Raw genomic sequence first — 21,220 nt, forward strand, 5'->3', positions numbered from 1 at the left:
TTTAGACAATATGTAATGACCTCCACTATGTAGCAACGTGGATTTTCCTGTATACTAAAGATGTTGAGTCAATGGTAACAGGGATTACCGCATACAAAGGGAGGTCACTAAATGAATAATACCACAGTTTACGTAGGAATGGATGTACACAAGGAAAGTTTTACTCTTTGTGATTATTTAATCGAAACAGAGAAGTCATCTCACACAAGGCGCACACCCGCTGATTACAAGGAAGTCCTTAAATATCTTGAATTCCTTAGAACTATCTACGGAAATGATACAAACTTTATATGCGGTTATGAAGCCGGTTGTCTCGGCTACACTTTATATCATCAGTTAACTGATCGTAACGTTAACTGTGTGATACTTGCACCTACCACCATGTTAGAACCACGTAGTGGTAAAAGAATAAAAACCGATAAACGTGATGCTGAACTGATTGGAAAGTGTCTTGCTCAGCACAACTACAGTCCTGTTTATGTTCCATCTGCTTCTGATGAAGAAACAAAAGAATTTCTTCGAATGCGGGATGATCATAAGCTAGCGCTTAAGAAAGTGAAGCAACAGATTCTTTCTTTTTGTCTTCGCCACGATTATCGATATGAAGGAAAAAACCACTGGACAGCAGCACATGTGAACTGGCTAAAATCATTGAAGCTTGAGTCTCTGTATAAAGAGATTCTCGATGAATATCTGCTGACCTATACAACTCTAAGTGATAAGCTTGAGCGTTTAGATAAACGAATAGAGGAACTTGCTTCCAAAGATGAATACAGAGAATCAGTTAAAAAGCTCTGTTGTTTCATCGGAGTTCAAACTCATACAGCGTTATCTGTACTAGTTGAAGTCGGTGATTTTAAACGTTTTGCTTCCGCCAATCAGTTTTCTGCATATCTTGGGCTTGTGCCTGGAGAAGATTCCAGCGGAGATGACAAGGCAAGGCTTGGTATCACAAAAGCTGGTAATCGTCATGTAAGGCAACTACTTATTGAATCATCACAGTCATACAGCAGAGGCCAAATAGGTTATAAATCAAAAGTACTTAAAGCGCGCCAGACTGGTAACACACCTAAAGTCATCGCATATGCTGATAAAGCTAATGAAAGGCTCAGAAGAAAGTTCTACAAAATGGTTCTTGGTAAGAGCAAGAAACACAATGTAGCTAAAACAGCAGTAGCAAGAGAACTTGCATGCTTTATGTGGGGTATGATGACCGATAATATAGCATAATCAGTTATAACATCGCGTTTCCGATATCAAGGCCGAGCCGCCAAGGGCGGTGCTTCGCAGCCTTGACATCTTCACCCCGCTGTTATAGTTCGTAATCAAGCAGATGTAAGATGGCTTATGCCATTTACATCTGGCCATAACAAGTAACAACTGAAGACATCTTGAAAGGGCTTCGGCCATTTCAAGGTTCGAGCTATCTACGAGACCACTATGTCGGCACAGAGAAATCTGTGATCCACGCTGTTAGAAGGTAGAGCTCACGGCGGACCATTGACCTGTCGGTAACCAATCCACGTATATCAGAGTGGCCAATGCCGGGAACTGATACTCCGAGGCTCTTTCAAGGTGCCTTCAGCAACAATTAAATAAGTTTGTGGTGATCCCTATCATTTTTTGCTTGACAGGAGGTCATTACATATCAGCCAATGAACTAAAGGGGTGTGTTTTTTAGTGTCAAAAATGATATACTATCGAGGTATAAGTTAATAAGAATTCAGGAGGAAAAGAAATTGGCTCAGAATCCTATTGTCACATTCACAATGGAAAACGGCGATGTAATCAAGGCAGAGCTATATCCCGAGATTGCACCCAACACCGTTAATAACTTTATTTCACTTATCAACAAGAACTTCTACGACGGACTCATCTTCCACAGAGTCATTCGCGGATTCATGCTTCAGGGCGGCGATCCCGAAGGAACCGGAATGGGTGGCCCCGGATACGGCATCAAGGGAGAATTTGCTTCAAACGGCTTCAAGAATGATCTTAAGCACACAGAAGGCGTTCTTTCAATGGCAAGATCAATGATGCCCAACTCAGCAGGCTCTCAGTTCTTTATCATGCACAAGAATGCACCTCATCTTGATGGCGACTACGCTGCTTTCGGTAAAGTTACTGAAGGAATGGATGTAGTTAACAAGATTGCCGAAGTAGATACAGATTATAACGATCGTCCCGTGACCAACCAGGTTATGAAGACCGTTACAGTTGAGACATTCGGTGTAGATTATCCCGAACCTGAGAAACACTAAATAAAAAAGCTTCCCTACAGTATTGATATGTACCCAGAATCCTGGACACATATCATATAAACACTGTTCGGGAAGCTTTTATTATTGCTATTCTTTACTGAACCTTAGTTCCGTAAATGGGATCTGTACACTCTTCATCAAGAGAACTTACATATGAAAGGATCAATGTATTCTCGTCGTCAAAAGCCTTTTCAAGCTTATAATACTCGGATCCCTTCTTAAACACGATAGTTTCTGAGCTGCCGCAGTATCCGTATACTTCGAGATCGCTCATAATATCGCCGCCTGTGATCCATACGGTCCAGTTACTATCGGGTATTCCGTACTCGCATTCGCTTGATCTCTGTACACCGATAACTGCCCCTCTTTTCTCATCAAACATCCACTCTCCTGACAGAGCTTCAAATGTCTGATCAAGGGTCTTTCTGTTATCAAATATCTTCTGCACTTCAGCAGGAACAGAGAAGCTCTCTCCTCTTGCCTCTGCCAGATATCCGGCAAGAACATAGACACGCTCATGTGTCATCTCTTCCATCTCTCCTGCTTCGAGCATAGCCTGCATCGTTCCGCCGAGAGCATATAATCCGGCAACCTTAGAATTGGCCTCTTTCTCGGCATTCCATGCTTTTTGTTCTTTTACAAGCTCATCCTTCTTGGAAGCATCCACTTCTTCAGTAAGCCTGTCCCAAAGAGAATTAAGCTCATTATCCCAAATATTAAAAGCATCCACCTCAAAATTGTTCATATCAGTCTGAGAGGCATTTTCTGAATTAAAGCTATCATCATGCTCCTTGGCCTTAGCCTCAACCTCGGCTACCTCGTCCTGAATGCTTTTTCCGGCCTTAGGTGTATTGTCTTTATCTTCTTTCTTATTGCTATCGGAATCGCTGACATCGCTATCATCTACATCTTCCGTGAAAGCATCTTCAACCTTTCCTACAGTAGTTTCGCCCTGAGTTGAAAATAAAAAATAGGCTCCTCCTACTACCGCAATTCCTAAGAATATAAGAACACCCAAAACCACTGTCAAAGTGCTTGCCGCACTTTTTTTACCACGTCTGCTCACTTTTTTCTCTCCTTTATAAGCAAATTATTCTGAATTAGCCCCCAAAAACATATCAGCCTACTATTATAGACTTTGCATGATAGTATCCGTCATTACCTCTCTCACACTCAACCTTTAAGTTAGTGTTGTGAACAATAACGGGACATCTCGAGAAGTTTGTTGAAGAATCAAGCTTGATCTGCATTACTCCGTTGCTTAACTCAAGGAACAATATCTCCTCTGTAGTCTCTGATGTAACACGTCCGGATACCACAGCATTGGTATTTGAATCGGTTTCAACCTTGGATGCACAAGAATCATCATCATTGATTAGCTTGGAAATATGATTTTTATCATCCTTACCCTTGTAATAAAAAGCTGTAATATGCTCATCGGGAATAAGGACTCTGCACTCGGTCGCATCAGTTGCAACATCAAGAACATATTCTTTGGTTCCGTCTGAAGTCTTAAGTATAAGGTTAGAGGTTGTTGTTCCCTTAACGACCTTACCGGAAATCTCGGTTCCCTTTGCATTTATTGTGCTCATGCTTCCGCTGCCTTCCGAATTGGCTACGGAGATTGCGTGCATATATGCATCGCTTCCTCTTGCACATACAATTTCAACTTTTTGATCAAGAACCAGATATCTTACTTTGCTAAGATCGGTTGATTCATCGATCTTGATCTCCATGGTTCCGCTGTTCGTCTTAAGATAGATCTTGGAACTTGTTGTTCCCTTAGCTATCTTACCTCTTACTGTGGAAGACTTTCCCTTATCAACGTCGGCGTTTTCCGACTTATTGCCACCTTTAAGCTTGGAAGCGTGCCAATACTCGTCATCACCTCTGTAGCATTCTGCAGTAACTTTATCTCCCTTGAAGATAAACTTTGCTTCGGAAGTATCGGTATTGGAATCAACCTTGATCTCCACAGTACCGCCGGATGTCTGAAGATATAATGTATCCGCTGTAGTCTTATCAGTAGCTTTTCCCTCGAATGTGATCTCGGTTGCGGCAACAGCCTTAACAGGCATAAAGAATGCACCGGTCGCAGCCATTAGCATTGCAAGCGTAACGCTCAATAATGCCGATAATCTCTTTTTCATAACATGTTCCCCTTTCAAACACATAAAGAAAAATTAAACTCTAATTAAATAGAATCATCAAAAATACAAAATATCTGTATTTTCACCCTCTATTATACATCATCTTGTGGCAATGTGTGCACTTTTCATCAAAAAAACATAAAAAATGCAGGTAAAAACTAACTTTTACCTGCATAATGTCAAAAAATTACCTGAATTTACCACTGTTTGATGTAAACATCACCTTCAGATTCCCCACCGGAGCCGCCTGAACCTCCTAAGCTTTGATCATTACCTCCGGAGCCGCCACCATTTTGCTTATCATCATTTCCGCCGCCCTGATCATTCTGATCTTCATCGCCGGAACCGCCGTTATTCTGCTGATCGTCTCCGTTGTTTTGATCGTTCTGATCATCGCCGTCCTGATCCTGACCACCGCCGTTTTGGTCGTTCTCTTTATCTTTCTGATTGTTCTCGTAGTCTTTCTGCTCTTTACGGCGTTCTTCCATTGCGCCTTTTTTATTGTTCTCAAGCTTTTCTTTCTGCTTGTTCTCTTTACTTCCGCCGCCACCGCCGGAACTGCCGTTATCCTGATCGTCCTGGTTGTCCTTTTTATCGTTCTGTTCATCACTTGATGAAGACTGATCGGGATTCTTGAGCTTTTCGATCATCTTATCGATATCTTCTTTTAACTGCTGAGCATCCTTATCTCTGTAATCATCACCTTCATCGACAGCCCATCCGTTTTCAAGAAGGGTATCTCTTGCCATGTTCAGGATAAAAATAGCCGTATCGATCTTTTCCTGAGTATCGAGATCGTAAAAATCTATCGTATTGCAAAGCGCGAGCGCCAGATTGATCCTTATTGAGCATTCTCTTTTGGCATCGGGATAAAGCGTAAGCGCCTTCTTATAATAGCCTACCGCGGCCTGATACTCTTTTCTCTCGTAGCTCACATTTCCGAGGTTATAATACGGAATAAAGCTCTCGGGGAAATTTAAATATAAAAGTTTACTCTCGCTCTCCGTCTTATAAACGGAATCGTCATATGCCTTTACAAAGCTGTGGTTGATCGCAACCCTTCCGATCACCGAAATAGCCAAAAGCAGTATCGGCACGGAAAAAATAATCATAAGTATGTATTTAAGAGGAGCTTTTTTCATGATCATAACCTCCCTCTTCTTACAACAAAGCAAGCTTCTACAAGCAGCATCAATGCAAGCATTGCCGCAAAAATATAATAAATATCTCTGTACTTCTCGACTCCCGTCATCTGATCATCAACCGTCTTGGCCGATTCCTTGATATAACGGATAGAGCTCTCAAGTGCGGATCTGCCGTTATTCATATTGTTATATATAAGTCCGAGATCCTTGGCGATATTCTTTAAATTATCCTCATCGATCATCGAGAGAGCCTGCTTTCCCGTTGATTCATCGATAATATATCCGTAACCGCTTTGTTTCATCTTGCCGCCTTCGCGTGTTCCGTAACCAAGAACAACTCCTGCGTCGACGTACTGCTTAAGCGCTTCGTATGAAGTAAGCTCATTACCGTTAGTTATCTCTCCGTCACTTATAAATACAAGTACGGTCTTTCTGTTCTCTTTCTTGGAAGAAGAAAGAAGCAGTGCCTCCATGTCCTTGTAAGGGAGGGACATATCACTTCCCATCGCATAAGAACTGTCAGGCGGAGCCAAAGTATCGATAAGGCTCTCAACATAATTAAGATCCTGAGTATAAGGCGAGATAACATGAGCCTGATCGTCAAAAGTCACAAGTCCGAAATTGCTTCCGACCAGTTCATCCGCAATGTACTTGGCATCCTTGATGACTCCGTCGATCCTGGGATTCTTGCCGTCATAATCCTGTGCCCACATACTGATGGTGGTATCTATGACAAACAAAACATCCAGGTTCTTAGTCGTAAACTCATACTTATCGTCTTTTATTACAGGTCTTAATCCCACGATAAACGCCAAAAGATATATCAGGGTAAGCCTTATGATCGTAAACATCTTTTCTTTTTTGTCGATATGACTCTTTCCTGCGGCATATATGGTGACTGTGGCAAGTGCCGACAGTATTAAGAGCAATATCAAAACAGGTAAAACAGGTTGAACACTCATTTTTGCAACACCAATCCCGCCAAGCTAAAGAATGCAAGGCTAATCAAACAAATAATAAACGGTACATAGGGCATATCTACGGGCTGTCTGGCCATGACGAGTTTGACAACCATTGCCTCCTGCTTCTGAATATCTTTAACGATCTCAGATACAGGCTGCTCGGGAGTTCTGATGTAGAACTTACCTCCCGTCATCTCAACTGCCCTCCTAAATTCCGTAGAACACTCTTCATAGTCATATTCGTCCGGAAGATAGAATTTATCTTCACTGGGATAAATACCAAAAATCGTAACCTTGTGGCTCTTACATGCTTTTGCCGCCTCATCAAGATCCATGATCTGAGGCATGTAATCATTGAGCTCATTGTCGGTACACATTATGATAACTCTTGTTCTGTCGGGTTCATCTATATAGGGAAAAGAAAAAAGCGCAGAGCCGAGTCCTTCTCCTATGAGTGACGATCCCTTGAGATAACTGTTATAAGTTGTTCCCGCATCAAAATACGTGAGCTTTTCCACAAGTTCGTCAAATCTTTTCTGCTCACTTTCGGGAATCTGTCCGTAATAGCCGTACTTTTCTTCAAAGTCCACACAATACTCTTTTTGAAGAGCAAAATACTCTCCGAGTTCATCAAGCTTTTGAAGCACATAATCATAATCGTCCGTAAGCGGAACGTATGTGACCGTGGAAGTATTGAAGATACTGATACCGATCCTGTCGCCCTCAAGTCCCTGAACAACGCCTTTCAGATAATCCGTGAACTCCGAATTAAGATCATAGAGCGAATAAGAAACATCGAGACAAAGAATGATATCTCTCTTCTTAACTCCGCTCATAATGTCATCGTTTCTGTAAGGTCTTGCTGCCAGAACCAATGCCGAAAGCATACTGCCTATAAGTCCCGCGGCAAGCACTATCCTGAAAACTTTGTACTGCATTGAAAGCGACTTATAAAGCTTGGTGGATCTGATCTTAGACGTATTTGCAACACGGATTCCCGATTCAAAATCCGTCTTTTTCTTTTTTTGAATGCTTACTACCAGAATGATCGTGGTTGCCATAACTGCAACTCCGAACGCGATCATCCATTTATACATCAGCTCCATTCTCTGATCACCCCTACTGCCGTGTTACACGAAGTAACAAAATCTCTGTTCTCCGATCTGTTTTCCTCGGCAAACTCCGGCACATAATACTCTTCCATAAGCTTATCAAGATGTCTGATTCCCATCTTCTTTACATCATTAAGTGTGCTCTTCTCGACATCGATACCCGTCGCCTCATGCACATATCCTCTTATCATAAGTGAAAGCTTAAGATAAGCGTCTCTCTTTGCCAGTTCCTCTTTTTCATACTGAGTTCTGAGCTTGTTGATACCGGCAATATATTTCTTTTTGATGATAAAAAGATGCTGTGGCATCGGCTTTTTATACTCGGCCGGCTTTTGTTCTTCAACCGCCTTGGGTGCTTTTTTCTTGTAAAAGATCTTATAAAGAGCCCTTATCAAAAGAAAAAGTCCCAGAGCCGTAAGCGCTATGCCAATTGCAACAACCCACCAGCTGTACTCAAACGGTGGTCTTAATGTAACCGTAGTTTCCATGTCTGTACCTTTCAAACAAAACTATCGACGAATCTATTATCTCGCTCTGAGAAGAGATTCCGACGATCGACACCCTGCTGTGCTTGGTGTTGTCGGATACGATATCGTATATCATGTTTCTCTCTTCAAGCTCCAGCTTATGAAGTCTGTCATTAAAAGAAAGAAATCTCTTTTCATATCTTCCGAGATCATTATCAAATGTATTGCCGCCCGTGAGCATGGCATCTTCTATGCCGAATGCCAAAAGATCATGCTCTGAAGTAACGGCTCTCATCACATTTCCGCTTATACTTGCGATGCCTTCCATGTCGGATATAAGAACTATTATCATCTTCTTGTGTACGACACTTATAACGTTCTTAAGCGCATCTTCGAGCGAAACTACGCCGTTGTCTCCGACATGCTTCTCATACTCATACAATAACGCTTCCAAATGTTCGGGGCCCGATTTAAAAATACTGATGGACATATTGTCGGAGCCCGGATACGCAAGCGCAAAATCGGCACCGTTTCTGCCTGTAATATAGGCAAGCGTACCAAAGGTCATAAGTGCCAGTTCCTTCTTGGATTCTCCTTTCGGAGTGTCTCCCAGCATCTTACGACCGCAGTCGCAAATGAACATAACATTGTGACGCCTGTCGGTAACGTATCTTCTTACAAGAGTCGTTCCCATTCTCGAAGAAGACTTCCAGTCTATATCGTGAACATCGTCTCCCAAGTTATATTCCTTGAGGTCGTCGAATTCCATGCTTCTTCCTTTGTGAATTGAATGGAAATCGCCGTCCAGAATATTTGAAGTTTTTCTGTTGGTATAAAGAGCAACCGCTCTTCTTATCCTGGATAAATACTCGTAATCAATATTCATAGTTTTTCTTTATCACGGAGTCTTTACGGAATTAACGATTCCGTCAATAACAGTTTCAACAGTGATATTGTCGGCTACAGCAGAGTAATTAAGACCGATTCTGTGTCTGAGCACCTGATGTCTTACAAGCTTAACATCATCGGGTGTAACATAGGTTCTTCCCTGCATAAGTGCTGCTGCCTTGGCCATTTTAAGGAAAGCGATTGAAGCACGCGGGCTTACACCGATCCTTACATATCTTCCAAGCTCAAATCCCGGAATCTGATTGGCTCTTCTGCTGGCAACAACAATACTTGAAATGTACCACTTAACCGACTCGTCCACATAAACCTGATCGACGATATCCTGCACCTTATCGATATCTTTGATTGAAAGAACCGCAGGTGTTGACTCTGAGATTGCGCCTGTCTCAATACGGCTTAAGATCTCAACCTCCTCAGCTGCTGTGGGATATGAGATAACCTCTTTTATCAAAAATCTGTCGGTCTGAGCTTCGGAAAGAGGATATGTTCCTTCCTGCTCTATAGGGTTCTGTGTAGCAATTACTATGAAAATATCTTCCGGCATACGATAAGTCTTTCCACCGATCGTAACCTGCTTCTCCTGCATGGCCTCAAGCATGGCTGACTGTGTCTTGGCACTTGAACGGTTAACCTCGTCAAGAAGCACAAAGTTTGCAAATACGGGACCGAGCATAGTCTCGAATTTGCATGTCGCCTGATTGTATATCTGAGTTCCTATGATATCACCGGGTAAAAGATCCGGTGTACACTGTATACGTGCAAACTGTCCGTCTACGGCATCGGAAATAGCCTTGGCTGCAGTTGTCTTGGCAAGTCCGGGAACAGACTCGATAAGAATGTGTCCATCTGCGATAATGGACGCAATAAGAGAGAACTTAAGCTGTTTCTGTCCAACAACTTTTGCCTCAAAGTACTCTGAAAGTTTCTTTATAACCTCCTGGGAATAGTTGAAATCCTCGGGAGTTATGTTGCTTTGCTGTTCGTTAATCTCCATAACTCTTTCCTCCAAACATTAACGTATAATAGACGCAAGATTACGCATCATTCCGGCTGCTATATCCGGTTTGTTCATTGAGTAAACGTGAATGTGGCTTACTCCGTTTGAAATAAGATCTATTATCTGATCACAAGCATATATAATGCCTGCTTCCTTCATCTTCTCAGGGTTGTCCGCAAATCTGTCGACCATGATCTTCATCTTCTGCGGAATAGTTGATCCCGACAAAGCTACGCTTCTTGCGACCTGCTTGGCATTGGTGATCGGCATGATACCGGGAAGAACCGGAACATCGATACCCTTCTCCCTTATACGATACAGGAACTGATAAAGAGTAGAATTGTCAAAAAACATCTGTGTTGTAAGGAAATCACAGCCTGCTTCCACCTTTTCCTTAAGGTGCATAATGTCCTCAGACTGTCTTGCACACTCAACATGTCCCTCGGGATAGCAAGCACCGCCGATACAAAGGCTGTCATCTACAGACTTGATATCATAGATGAGCTGTGTCGCATGGTCGTAATCATAGCAGACACGACCTTCCTTGGGAATGTCTCCTCTAAGTGCCATGATGTTCTCAATACCCTTTTCCTTATATGTGGAAATCATGGACCTCACATCTTCCTTTGTTGACGAAACGCAGGTAAGATGTGAGAGAACGTTGACGCCATATTTATTCTGAAGATCTGCCGATATGTTAGCGGTATTCTTACTTGTTCCGCCGCCCGCTCCGTAAGTCACGCTCATGAAATCGGGCTTAAGCGCCGCTATCTCGGCTGCAGCTTCTTCGACAGCTGCATAACCCGCATCTGTCTTGGGTGGGAAAACCTCAAACGAAAGAGTCACTTCCTTTTCCCTGATAATATCGATTATTTTCATACTCGCTCCTTAATAAGGCATCAAACGTTGATCTCTGCTGTTACTCCCAGAGCGTCTTTGTTCGCCTCTATGATTGGATTGACAACATCGTTTAAGAATTTCTCAACCTGATGTGCACTACATCCGACATACTTGGCAGGGTCCATAGACGCCTTGAGCTCATCGAGGGAAAGAGGGAAAGAGGGGTCTTCTGCGATGAGTTCAAGGAGGTTATTGTCTTTTCCTTCAACCTTGACTGTCTTGCCGGCTTCCATTGAAAGCTCACGAATCCTCTCGTGAAGCTCCTGCCTATCTCCGCCCGCTTTTACGGCATCCATCATGATATTCTCGGTAGCCATGAAAGGAAGTTCCGACATCAATCTCTTTTCAATAACCTTAGGATATACAACAAGACCATCCACTACATTAATACACAGATCAAGTATGCCATCCGTTGCAAGGAATCCTTCGGGAATTGAAATTCTTTTGTTTGCGGAATCGTCGAGAGTTCTTTCAAACCACTGTGAAACCTCTGTAATTGCGGGGTTGAGTGTATCTATTATCACGTATCTTGCAAGAGAGCAGATACGTTCACTTCTCATGGGATTTCTCTTATATGCCATTGCGGATGAACCGATCTGGCTCTTTTCAAAAGGCTCTTCAACTTCCTTAAGGTGCTGAAGAAGTCTGATATCCTGCGCCATCTTGGTCGCAGATGAAGCAATTCCGGCAAGTACGTTAAGTACCTTCATATCGATCTTACGGCTGTAGGTCTGTCCTGAAACTGCCATGCATCCCTTGAATCCAAGCTTTTCGGCAAGCATGGGATCGAGTTTGTCAACCTTGGTAAGATCTCCGTCAAAGAGCTCAAGGAAAGATGCCTGAGTTCCTGTTGTTCCCTTTGATCCGAGAAGCTTCATGTTATCAAGAACATAATCAAGGTCCTCAAGATCTATTGTGAAATCCTGAAGCCAGAGTGTAGCTCTTTTACCTACAGTTGTAGGCTGAGCAGGCTGGAAATGAGTAAAGCCGAGCGTGGGCTGTGCCTTATACTTGTCGGCAAACTTAGAAAGCTCTGCGATAACGTTGATGAGCTTCTTTCTTACAAGCTTAAGTCCTTCTGTCATGATAATGATGTCTGTGTTGTCACCAACGTAGCAGCTTGTTGCACCGAGGTGGATGATTCCCTTAGCCTTGGGGCACTGCTGACCGTATGCATATACGTGGCTCATTACATCGTGACGAACTTCCTTCTCTCTGGCTCTTGCAACATCATAATTGATGTCCTCGCTGTGAGCCTTGAGCTCATCGATCTGCTCCTGTGTGATGTTAAGACCGAGGTCTTTCTCGATCTCCGCAAGTGCGATCCAGAGCTTTCTCCAGGTCTTGAACTTCATATCCTGTGAAAAGATATATTGCATCTCCTTACTTGCATAACGCTCGGAAAGTGGGCTTGTATAACGATCTGTACTCATTTTAATCCTCCAAAAACTGTTTATTTTAATTTACTTATCATATTCTCCGCGGATATCTTCGCTTGGCGGATCTATCGGGTAAGAGCCTGTAAAGCAGCCCTCACAGATACCGAGATCGCCGCCTATCATCTCTTTTAATCTGTCTATTCCAAGATAAGCAAGTGAATCAGCACCGATTATCTTGCAGATATCATCAACGTTCCTGTTATAAGCAATAAGCTGCTCTCTTGCCGGAACGTCGGTTCCGAAGTAGCAAGGCCACAAGAACGGAGGTGAAGAAACTCTCATGTGAACTTCTTTGGCACCTGCATCTCTGAGCATCCTCACGATCCTGTCGGAGGTTGTTCCTCTTACGATCGAATCGTCGATCATTATGATCTTCTTACCAGCAACAGCGCTCTCAAGTGCATTTAGCTTAACCTGAACACTTGATTCTCTGTTCTTTTGCTTGGGTTTTATGAATGTTCTTCCTATATATGAATTCTTTACGAAGGCCTGTCCGTATGGGATTCCGGATTCAAGCGCATATCCTAAAGCCGCAACGTTACCGGACTCCGGTACGCCGACTACCATATCCGCATCAACCGGTGAATCCTTGGCAAGGAATCTTCCGGCTGCGATCCTGGCATCATATACGCTGATACCGTCGATGGTACTGTCGGGTCTTGCGAAATAAATATACTCAAATATACATCTTGCGTGCTTCTTGGGATCTATGCACATCGATCTGTCTGACTGAATGCCAAACTCGGGAGAAATGGTAACGATCTCACCGGGTTCTACGTCTCTTATGAATGTAGCTCCTATCGTATCAAGCGCACATGTCTCCGACGCAAGAACATAGCAGTTCTCTCTTCTACCGATAACAAGTGGCTTAAAGCCGTAAGGATCTCTGGCTCCGATGAGCTTTCTGGGGGACATGACAACAAGGCTGTATGCACCCTTTATCTTAAGCATAGCTTTTGCAACAGCTTCCTCAACCGACTTGGTCGCAAGGCGCTCTCTGGCTATGTGATATGCAATTACTTCAGAATCAATGGTTGTTTGAAAGATCGCACCGGTATAAGAAAGCTCATGACGTAGCTCCGGTGCATTGATAAGGTTACCGTTGTGCGCGAGCGCCAAAGTACCTTTTACATAGTTAAGAACAAGCGGCTGTGCGTTTTCACGCGTACTGCTGCCTGCTGTAGAATATCTGACATGTCCGACACCAATATCCCCTTTCAGGGTATCTAAAATATCCGGCGTAAAGGCTTCATTCACAAGTCCCATGTCCTTGTAACTTGAAACTTTGCCCTTAGGTCCGTTTGTGTCGCTGACAGCAATTCCGCAACTCTCCTGTCCTCTGTGTTGCAAGGAAACAAGTCCGTAGTAAATAGATTCCGCGACGTCTCCGCCGTCAAAATCGTACATACCAAAAACTCCGCACTCCTCACCAAGACGCTTGTAATTCTCAGTCCTACCTTCGTAATTCATTTGTTCTCCTAAATGCTACAAAAAAGAAATACCTCAAACACCGAACATTTTATCATCATACGGTGTCTGAGGCAATCATAAGTTATACGCCCGGATATTTATCCTCATAGCGGGATACCATGTCCAAAATTTCCTGTGCATACTCGGGATATTGGCGAGCCATATCCTCAACCTCGCTCTTGGCATTGCCTGCGACGATATCCCTGTTGTACTCCATTCTCTTTCTAAGCGATTGTCTCTGAACATTGAGACTGTGCCTTATCTCTACCTCTTCATTATGGTCCAAAAGAGCTTGCGGCTGATGTATCCAGATTTCGGGATCACGCACTCTGTAATGCCTTAGCATATACACAAGATCTCTTTGGTTTGAATCAAGCAGCCTTCTGGCATCCTCGATCCTCTCCCTCTCTTTTCTCTCCTTGAGGTATCTGTTATAAAGATCCGAAAGCTCACCCGAATTCATTACTCTGTACTTAAGGCACAGATAATCTATCAGGTTTGTGTTGTTTACGTATCTTATCTTTACCTGATTCTGCAGCATGATAAGTCTTGAGATCGACTTTCTTACAGTCTTTTGCTCAACAAGCGCACCGGTATACTTCATATATAAAGAAACTGCGGACACCGCGCTCAGTAAGATTGCTATCATATAGCCGTATACAACATTAAGCTTAAAAGCAAACTGAAGTATCATCAAAAAGACGATGACAAAAGCAAGCGACACGGCTATAACGCTTATCAGCTTCTTGGAATTTTCTATTGTATTCTCAATCTCTTCCTCTCTGTACAGATAAGCCTCATGCTCACCGTCGAGTCTTTTAAGATCGTTTCTTATCTTCTTTTGGAAGCTTTCGGCTTCATGGAGTTTCTCCGCGCCTTCCTTGGCTTGTTCCCTAAGCATCTCCATATGCTCGAACTCATCGTCCGTCATACGGTTCTTTCTTCTGTCGAACTTATCCTGTTGCTTAAGAGAATCCAAGATCTTCTGCGCACAGTCGTTGATCTCCGCCCTCTGTTCCGGCGGAAGCGCATCGATTTCCTCGATGTCTCGAAGATGGCTTGTGACATCGTTATATTCATACTCAAGAGCTTCCAGTTCTCTTGAAGCCTCCTCCATCTGCTGAAGGCAGCTTCCGATATACTCTCTTCGCTGAACCGGATCGTCCATATCAACTTCTTTTCTTGTATAGACGATGTCGTTCCAATTCTCGAGCTCAGCTTGTTGCTCCCACTCTTCGTCTCTGTTACTTCCAAAAAACTTGTTCCAAAGTCCCATCTTAAGTCCCCTCAAATACCTCTTCCAAGGCGATGTATCACGTATTGATAAAAGCTCACCTTACAGCTGCGGCAGTCTCTTTTACAAGTCCCCTGTAATCAGCCTTTAGCTTCTCGGTCATCTCTCCGACCTGAGTGTAATACTCATGCATGTTTCCTTCCGCTTTATATACGGAAAGCGCTCTCATTGTGATATTGTCGCCGCTCGCGCCGTAGAGTTCTTCGCTCTCCTTAAGCCTCTTTTCTATCTCAAGCGAAGCCTCGTAAGCAACTTCGTTCTCTGCGATATATGCAACATACTCCTTATCGTCATACTCCATTCTGACAGCCATCAGATACTGGATATAAGACTCCTTGTTGCCGCTGTCCTCATATGCCCTCATGAACATATCTTTTGCCTTGTTGAAAAGAAACAGCCTTGCGTACATAACGCCTTCGTTGTGCTCAATGCCCGCTCTCATATTGCGATCCATCTCAGGCATATTGGTTAAAAGAAATTCATACTCGCGAAACGACATATTGTATCTTCCGCTGTTCATAAGGAAATCCGCTCTTGCAAGCTTCTTCCTATATATATCCATTCCGGCGTTCTCTCTTAATATCTCCTCGGTCTCATCGATCTCTTTGCGGGTATTGTATCCGACATAATCAAGAAGTGTCCCCACAAGTGAAGCAAGGGAGCATCTCTTAGCCGCCATGCTCCTAAGTTCATCGGCCAGCCTGACCAAAGAACACTCTTTTTCTATCCAGTCAAAAAGATCCTGAACAAAGCACTCTTCGTCTATCAAAAAAGCATTGTGAACGAGGCAGTAGCACAGCTCTTCTATGCAGTAGACATTTCTGCCCACTTTTTCTATATGATATGGATTTTCTGCATATGTTCCGATGCATAGAATCGGTTTAGTCATATAAATAACCTCTCTTAAGTTGCCACATCAAATTATAAGCAACTGTATTTACAGTTCCACTACCTGCTCCCAGACTTTTCCGGTCGCGGGATAGATCTCTCCGAATCCCATATCCGTAACCTTAAAATTCACTTCATTAACGGAATTCATGTTTACGGAGAGCCTTAGCCTTGTTGTTCCGATCGGTCTGTTCTCAAGCCCGTCCAGATACAGCTGAACCATTCTCGGTTTCTTACCCGTAAGCGGTGTGACTTCTATATTCAGGATACCGCTCTGATCCATTATGATATCCATGCCTGTCTGAGCTTCGTACCAGTTGATACCTGCATCAAGGATCGCACAATACACTTCCGTTCCGCATTTCAAAAGATGTATTCCGAGATTGGACTTAAGCTTATCTTCCCCAAGGAAAACTATCTTGGAAGCCTTGTCTCCCGGTTTTATCCTCTCTCTCGCAGCGATGCTCGCGCCCTTGCTGAACATGTTGTTGCCCTGGAACACACGCCTTGTCCTGCACAAAAACTCAAGTGAACGCTTCGGCCACTTTTCTCTGAAGCCGTCGCCCAAAAGAAATACCGTAGAGATGATCTTTTCACTGCAAACCTTCTGCATTACGGTAAGGAATTCATCATCAAGCTTTTCACATGTTTTATGATAAGCGGTCACATCCTTGGGAAATCCCGCACTTCCTAGCTTGAGGTCGTCAAAGCTTTTAACGTCTATTGTCGCAACCAGAGGAGTTGTGTTCCTATTGATCGCCATCTCATACACATGCAGCTCATCAAGATCATAGTCACATGCGATGACCGAATGATTCATCAGATCGTCGGGCTGATACAGCATGTAATTGTAAAAGCTCTCTTCGTGGCTCTGGTAATAAATATTGTTCGTTTTAAGTTCAAGCGCAGAAGTCACCGCGTTTAGAACCTGTATCATTCTGTGATCGAGAGATCTTGTGGTAAACATGATAGCATCGACGTTATCAAGTGACAATTCCATGGACAGAAGCGATAAGCTTCTTTTTACAAACAGAGTTAAAAGAGCTATCGGGTCATACTCCGCATTGCCGACAACCACAGGTTTACCTTCCCTTGCACTGCTCACAAGAGAGTAAACGGGAATACCGTCTCCCTCCTCAATGTGACGAACAGCCTCTTTGCCGTAAAACCACTGGTTGACGTCATTTCTTTTGCAAAGGACGGTAGGAATGTTATAAAGTTCTGATCCCGCCAGTACCGACAGTGTCTCGGGCATGTCCGCATCAGATGCCAAAAAACTTATCTGAGAGACCTTCTCGCCCAAGTCATAGCCAAGCACAAAGCGCTTTTCATCGGAATTTCCAAAAAGCATCTTTTTATCCCTTATTATTTATTCTGTAAAAGACTCGCTTTGAAGCGGTCCAAACAACTTATTGCACATATAGTTCTTCTTATGATATTCGGAAAGCAGCTTATCGACAGTGTCATAATCCTGCAAAGTCTCTCCGATCATAATGTCGTTGATCAGATTGTATCTGCTCATTCCGGTCTGACTCTTAACTATATCGCTCTTCTGGATGGTTCCGCTCTCTGTAAGAGCATCCTCATCATCGGGCTTTTCTTCCGTAATGTAGTACTGCAGCTGCTCACCAAAGAAAAGAACAAACGCAGTTACATAGATTCCGTCGTACATCTCCTGCATTGCAAGTGAATGGTATTCGTTGTCATCCTCTGTCGCAAGTCTGTAGTGGACAGTACAACGTGTCCCCGGAGCAGTCCTGTACTCGAGCATGGTCTTGTCGCTAAAGGAAACCATATCCGGAATGATATCCGCATACTCCTGATAAAAAGGAAAATAGATTCCCTTTGTCGAAAGATCCTTAAGGAACATCTCCGCAACATCCGGATTGACACTCTCTTCGGAGCTCTTTTCCGCAGCATAATATCTTAGATATGCAAGCTTGCAAATATCCTGAAGCGGAGCATTCTGAATCGCAAGCACCTCTGTCCTGTCAAATATATACACATCGGTGATATTGCCGTGCACAAAACTGTCGTAAGCATTCTGTGCAAGAAATGCCATCTCAACCTCAGTGTTGGCACCGTTTTGAACATATGACCTGAATATCTCCGTGCGCTCTCCTATATAGGATCCGCAGTAGAGCATTTGCACGATCATCTTTTCACAGAGCGTGTATGTATCTATTCCGAATGCCTCGGCGGCTTTCCAGATATCTCTCATCTCCTTGAGTGTTCCGGAGAAGAACCTTACAAGATAGATCAAAAGCTGCTCATCATATTTACCGTTTACAAACGAATAATGCGCAACCTCTATCGCATCACCCTCGGTGGGATACATATCTCTGTCAAGAAGCCTTCCGCACATGCGAAGGATGATCTTGGCATCAATGCCATAGCAGCCGTACACAAGGATCCACTCAAGTGCTTTCTCGTACAGCCCGCCCATTACCATAAGCTCTATAAGCTCATTTCTTTCCTTGGCGGTCATATCGGTCGGATCTATATCCACAAGATATTCAGTGAGCTGCCTCGTAAAATCATTCTCATAATAAAATCTGATAAGATTATTGCGGATCTCATTTCTGCAAGATTTACGCACAAGCTCCGACTCCGCAAGATCTCTGTATCTTCCGACATTGTCCATATCGATCGTGTAAGCGTTTTTGCCAAGATCGCACAGGAACAGATCCAGGTTTTCTTTTCCCTTTTGAATATAAGGAATGGCGTAGCCCGCTATCTTGCCCGGAAGCATCATCTTTACATTGTTATAAGGAATGCTCTTAGCATATCTGTTGTCATCATGATCTATCAAAAGGACCGTATAATCGCTTCCGTACAGCGGCACATATGCACGTCCGTTTGTAACGGGATATCTCATCTCTTTTTCGCACTTATCATATACGACCAAAACGCCGCATATCTTGGGATCCTCAACCGTGATCTCGCAAGTATAGAGCGCTGTCAAAACCTTGGATGCATTCGCGGCATCCACCATCTGCTTGGTGATAAGGTTCTTGTACAGATAGCCCAGATCCTTGCCGACTCTGCCCTTATCAAGCTGTGCCATGAGATACTTCTCGATCTGAGGAACATAAGCATCGTAAAGCTCAGGATACTCATCTCTTCTCTCATGAATATATCTGTAAAGGATCGCATTCTTATCATATTCAAGATCGCTCTGATATGAGAAATACATAAGAACCATCTTGTTGATGTCGCAAGGAAGCAGTCCGTTCTCATCGGTATAAATGGACATCATATAGTACTCATACAGCCTTGTGATACGAAGCTCTCTCTCGACGCCCTTTCTATACCACTCAAACGTGTACTTGCCGGTTTCACCGCCCTTGATCAAAAGAGCTACGATAGCCTCAAGCACGTCATCTCCCTGCTTGATCTCATAGCAGGACTTAAGTATCCTAAAGAGTCTCTTGTCATAATTTCTTACTCTTGCCGACAAATAAACTATCTGATCGATAAGATTAAGACTTATCATCTGCTTTTTGGCGCCGTATTCAAGTATGCACAGCTCCTGATCTTCAAGACGCGTCAAAATAGAAGGCGAATCATTCAAAAGATTCATCGCCTCAAGGTAGAGTATCGGACTCGTGCATCCGTATGAAAACTGCTCGCTGAGCATCATCCACTTTCTTGAGCCGCTCATCGCGGATTCTTCGGAAACATATTGTAAAAGCCAAGCTATGCGCCAGTTATCCTTGTTCCTTCTGTATATACCTTCAAGCCTGTCGGAAATATCGTTGACATAGCTGTCCTCTTTACTGCACAAAGAAGAAAGGTACAGGTAATAGCTGTAAAGCTCATCTCCGGGTGCATCCTCAACTTCTCTTGCAAGCTGATCGAGTATCCATTTGCCCTCATTTACTCTTCCGGCGGTGATATAGTACTGCGCCGTGTAAAGCCTAAACGCAAGGTCTTTTTCATCGACCGCATTCATGCGTGCGATCACTTTACCCGTCTCGGAAAGCCACGCCTTAGACGATATCTTTTTACATCTGAAATTCTCATATACCTTAATAAGCTGAACTATCAGTTTCTTTTTCTCCTGATAATCAGCGGTAGGATGCTTGCCCGTAACATTCACCGATACGGTTACCGGAATGGATGTGCTTGAAAAAGCATTATAAAAAACGATCTTGCCGAAATTATTGCCTTCATGAATCTTATCGGGACGAAGTCTTACCTTGATATGACATGTGCTGCCGGTGAAATCATCCTCGGAAATATCGTATTTATCGAGCATGATAAAATCGCACTCAGGCTTTGCAAACAGCTTACTGTAGCCCCAGCCGTTGCGCGTTATAAGAATACTGTTGTCATGGAATATTCCCGTAAAATCAATAACAAGCTCTTTCTGGTCAAAAAGAAAAGCCATGGGTTGCTTCTTGTTGATCGAAATAAGGAATTCTTCGACATTCTGCTCGTTACCGGGAGATGCGGATAAGCCCCTGTAGAGACTCTCATACTGATCGTCGTTCCCCTTCAATACGGAGAGAAACTCATCCGAATAAAAGAGATTAACGGCCTCTTCCCAATCTGTCTTGGCAAGATTTGCAAAATGGAAAAGATTCTTGATATCACCGAGGCTTGAAACGATCTGCTCATGCCTTACGGTGACTACAAAAGGGAGTACATACTCTCCCTGATTGGAAACAATACGAAAATCACCCTGAAGGACATCGCCGCTGCTCAGTCCTACAGCGCTGAATCTATAAGAAACCTCATAAGGTGAGCCGGAAAATGCTTTTGTAAGAACTTCCATCCTGATATCCGTTGAACTGACAGTGCCGTCAACAAGCCTGTTTTCAGGTCCAAAGATGGTAAAAGAGCCCTCGGTGACATCACCCGGACTCATAGAAAGTTCTATACGAGGAGTTGAGAAATCCAGGCTCTTTTCTTCATATTCAAATTTTCCCTGTAGTAGTCTGTCTACTATTTCTCTCACGATTCACCCCAAAAATGTCATAATATATCTACAATAGTATACCATAAAATGAGACATGATACGACTTTGTTAACAATATCTTGTGGTAATTAAAAAAAAAATGATATTCTACCCCAAAGTTTGGAATACATTGTAGCAGATAACCATCCCCAAAACAGCCTTCCCCGTTTTAATTAAATTGTAGTAAAAAAAGGGCTTGTATCAAGGACAAGCTCTGTGTGCCAGCACATCCTTGACACAAGCTCTTTTTTTTACAAACAGGT

17 protein-coding genes are annotated in these 21,220 nt (G+C 43.3%); 2 read left to right on the forward strand and 15 right to left on the reverse strand.

The genetic code is table 11. The features are described from left to right. The first annotated feature begins 111 nt into the window (after positions 1-111). Positions 112-1,230: an IS110 family RNA-guided transposase gene (locus BM377_RS11135; RefSeq protein ID WP_092246871.1), complete on the forward strand. Its 1,119-nt coding sequence runs from the start codon at positions 112-114 to the stop codon at positions 1,228-1,230. A 539-nt stretch (positions 1,231-1,769) separates the two neighbouring features. After that, positions 1,770-2,261: a peptidylprolyl isomerase gene (locus BM377_RS11140; protein ID WP_334292995.1), complete on the forward strand. Its 492-nt coding sequence runs from the start codon at positions 1,770-1,772 to the stop codon at positions 2,259-2,261. Between the two features lie 94 nt (positions 2,262-2,355). On the opposite strand, the gene BM377_RS11145 is transcribed toward BM377_RS11140, so the two are convergent. From BM377_RS11145 to BM377_RS11215, 15 genes are all read right to left on the reverse strand, one after another. Continuing rightward, positions 2,356-3,327 (reverse strand): lysozyme inhibitor LprI family protein, encoded by a 972-nt coding sequence (locus tag BM377_RS11145; RefSeq protein ID WP_092248160.1) that lies wholly within the window; start codon positions 3,325-3,327, stop codon positions 2,356-2,358. 52 nt (positions 3,328-3,379) lie between these two features. After that, positions 3,380-4,411, reverse strand: a complete 1,032-nt coding sequence (locus BM377_RS11150; RefSeq protein ID WP_092248163.1) for a hypothetical protein — start codon at positions 4,409-4,411, stop codon at positions 3,380-3,382. 197 nt (positions 4,412-4,608) lie between these two features. Continuing rightward, a complete protein-coding gene (locus BM377_RS11155) occupies positions 4,609-5,553 on the reverse strand; it encodes a tetratricopeptide repeat protein (RefSeq protein ID WP_177223869.1) in 945 nt (314 codons plus the stop codon). Between the two features lie 2 nt (positions 5,554-5,555). Beyond that, entirely contained in the window at positions 5,556-6,518 is a 963-nt protein-coding gene (locus BM377_RS11160; protein WP_092248169.1) for a vWA domain-containing protein, read from the reverse strand. Continuing rightward, on the reverse strand, positions 6,515-7,624 hold the full coding sequence (locus BM377_RS11165) for a vWA domain-containing protein (protein WP_143104502.1): 1,110 nt from the start codon (positions 7,622-7,624) through the stop codon (positions 6,515-6,517). Before BM377_RS11165 ends, BM377_RS11160 begins: the two co-directional genes overlap by 4 nt. Beyond that, complete coding sequence (locus BM377_RS11170; protein ID WP_092248175.1) at positions 7,615-8,118, reverse strand: hypothetical protein; 504 nt, start codon at positions 8,116-8,118, stop codon at positions 7,615-7,617. The genes BM377_RS11165 and BM377_RS11170 overlap by 10 nt, the downstream gene beginning before the upstream one ends. Continuing rightward, a complete protein-coding gene (locus BM377_RS11175) occupies positions 8,084-8,983 on the reverse strand; it encodes a DUF58 domain-containing protein (protein WP_092248178.1) in 900 nt (299 codons plus the stop codon). The genes BM377_RS11170 and BM377_RS11175 overlap by 35 nt, the downstream gene beginning before the upstream one ends. 12 nt (positions 8,984-8,995) lie before the next feature. After that, positions 8,996-10,000: an AAA family ATPase gene (locus BM377_RS11180; protein WP_092248181.1), complete on the reverse strand. Its 1,005-nt coding sequence runs from the start codon at positions 9,998-10,000 to the stop codon at positions 8,996-8,998. Between the two features lie 18 nt (positions 10,001-10,018). Then, positions 10,019-10,882, reverse strand: coding sequence for a methylenetetrahydrofolate reductase [NAD(P)H] (metF, locus tag BM377_RS11185; RefSeq protein ID WP_092248184.1), 864 nt, complete (start codon positions 10,880-10,882; stop codon positions 10,019-10,021). 20 nt (positions 10,883-10,902) lie between these two features. Beyond that, the gene (gene purB, locus BM377_RS11190) at positions 10,903-12,336 is read right to left on the reverse strand and encodes an adenylosuccinate lyase (protein ID WP_092248187.1); all 1,434 of its coding nucleotides are present in this window, start codon (positions 12,334-12,336) and stop codon (positions 10,903-10,905) included. Between the two features lie 30 nt (positions 12,337-12,366). Beyond that, positions 12,367-13,812: an amidophosphoribosyltransferase gene (purF, locus tag BM377_RS11195; RefSeq protein WP_092248190.1), complete on the reverse strand. Its 1,446-nt coding sequence runs from the start codon at positions 13,810-13,812 to the stop codon at positions 12,367-12,369. An 82-nt stretch (positions 13,813-13,894) separates the two neighbouring features. After that, on the reverse strand, positions 13,895-15,088 hold the full coding sequence (locus tag BM377_RS11200) for an AAA family ATPase (RefSeq protein ID WP_092248193.1): 1,194 nt from the start codon (positions 15,086-15,088) through the stop codon (positions 13,895-13,897). Between the two features lie 55 nt (positions 15,089-15,143). Next, positions 15,144-15,995, reverse strand: a complete 852-nt coding sequence (locus tag BM377_RS11205; protein WP_092248196.1) for a hypothetical protein — start codon at positions 15,993-15,995, stop codon at positions 15,144-15,146. 48 nt (positions 15,996-16,043) lie between these two features. Continuing rightward, on the reverse strand, positions 16,044-17,345 hold the full coding sequence (locus BM377_RS11210; protein ID WP_092248199.1) for a DUF5716 family protein: 1,302 nt from the start codon (positions 17,343-17,345) through the stop codon (positions 16,044-16,046). Positions 17,346-17,363: 18 nt separating this feature from the next. After that, positions 17,364-20,957: a DUF5717 family protein gene (locus BM377_RS11215; RefSeq protein ID WP_092248202.1), complete on the reverse strand. Its 3,594-nt coding sequence runs from the start codon at positions 20,955-20,957 to the stop codon at positions 17,364-17,366. Positions 20,958-21,220: the final 263 nt, after the last annotated feature.

The sequence above is a fragment of the Butyrivibrio sp. INlla21 genome (genome assembly GCF_900116875.1).
Taxonomy (GTDB): Bacteria; Bacillota; Clostridia; order Lachnospirales; family Lachnospiraceae; genus Butyrivibrio.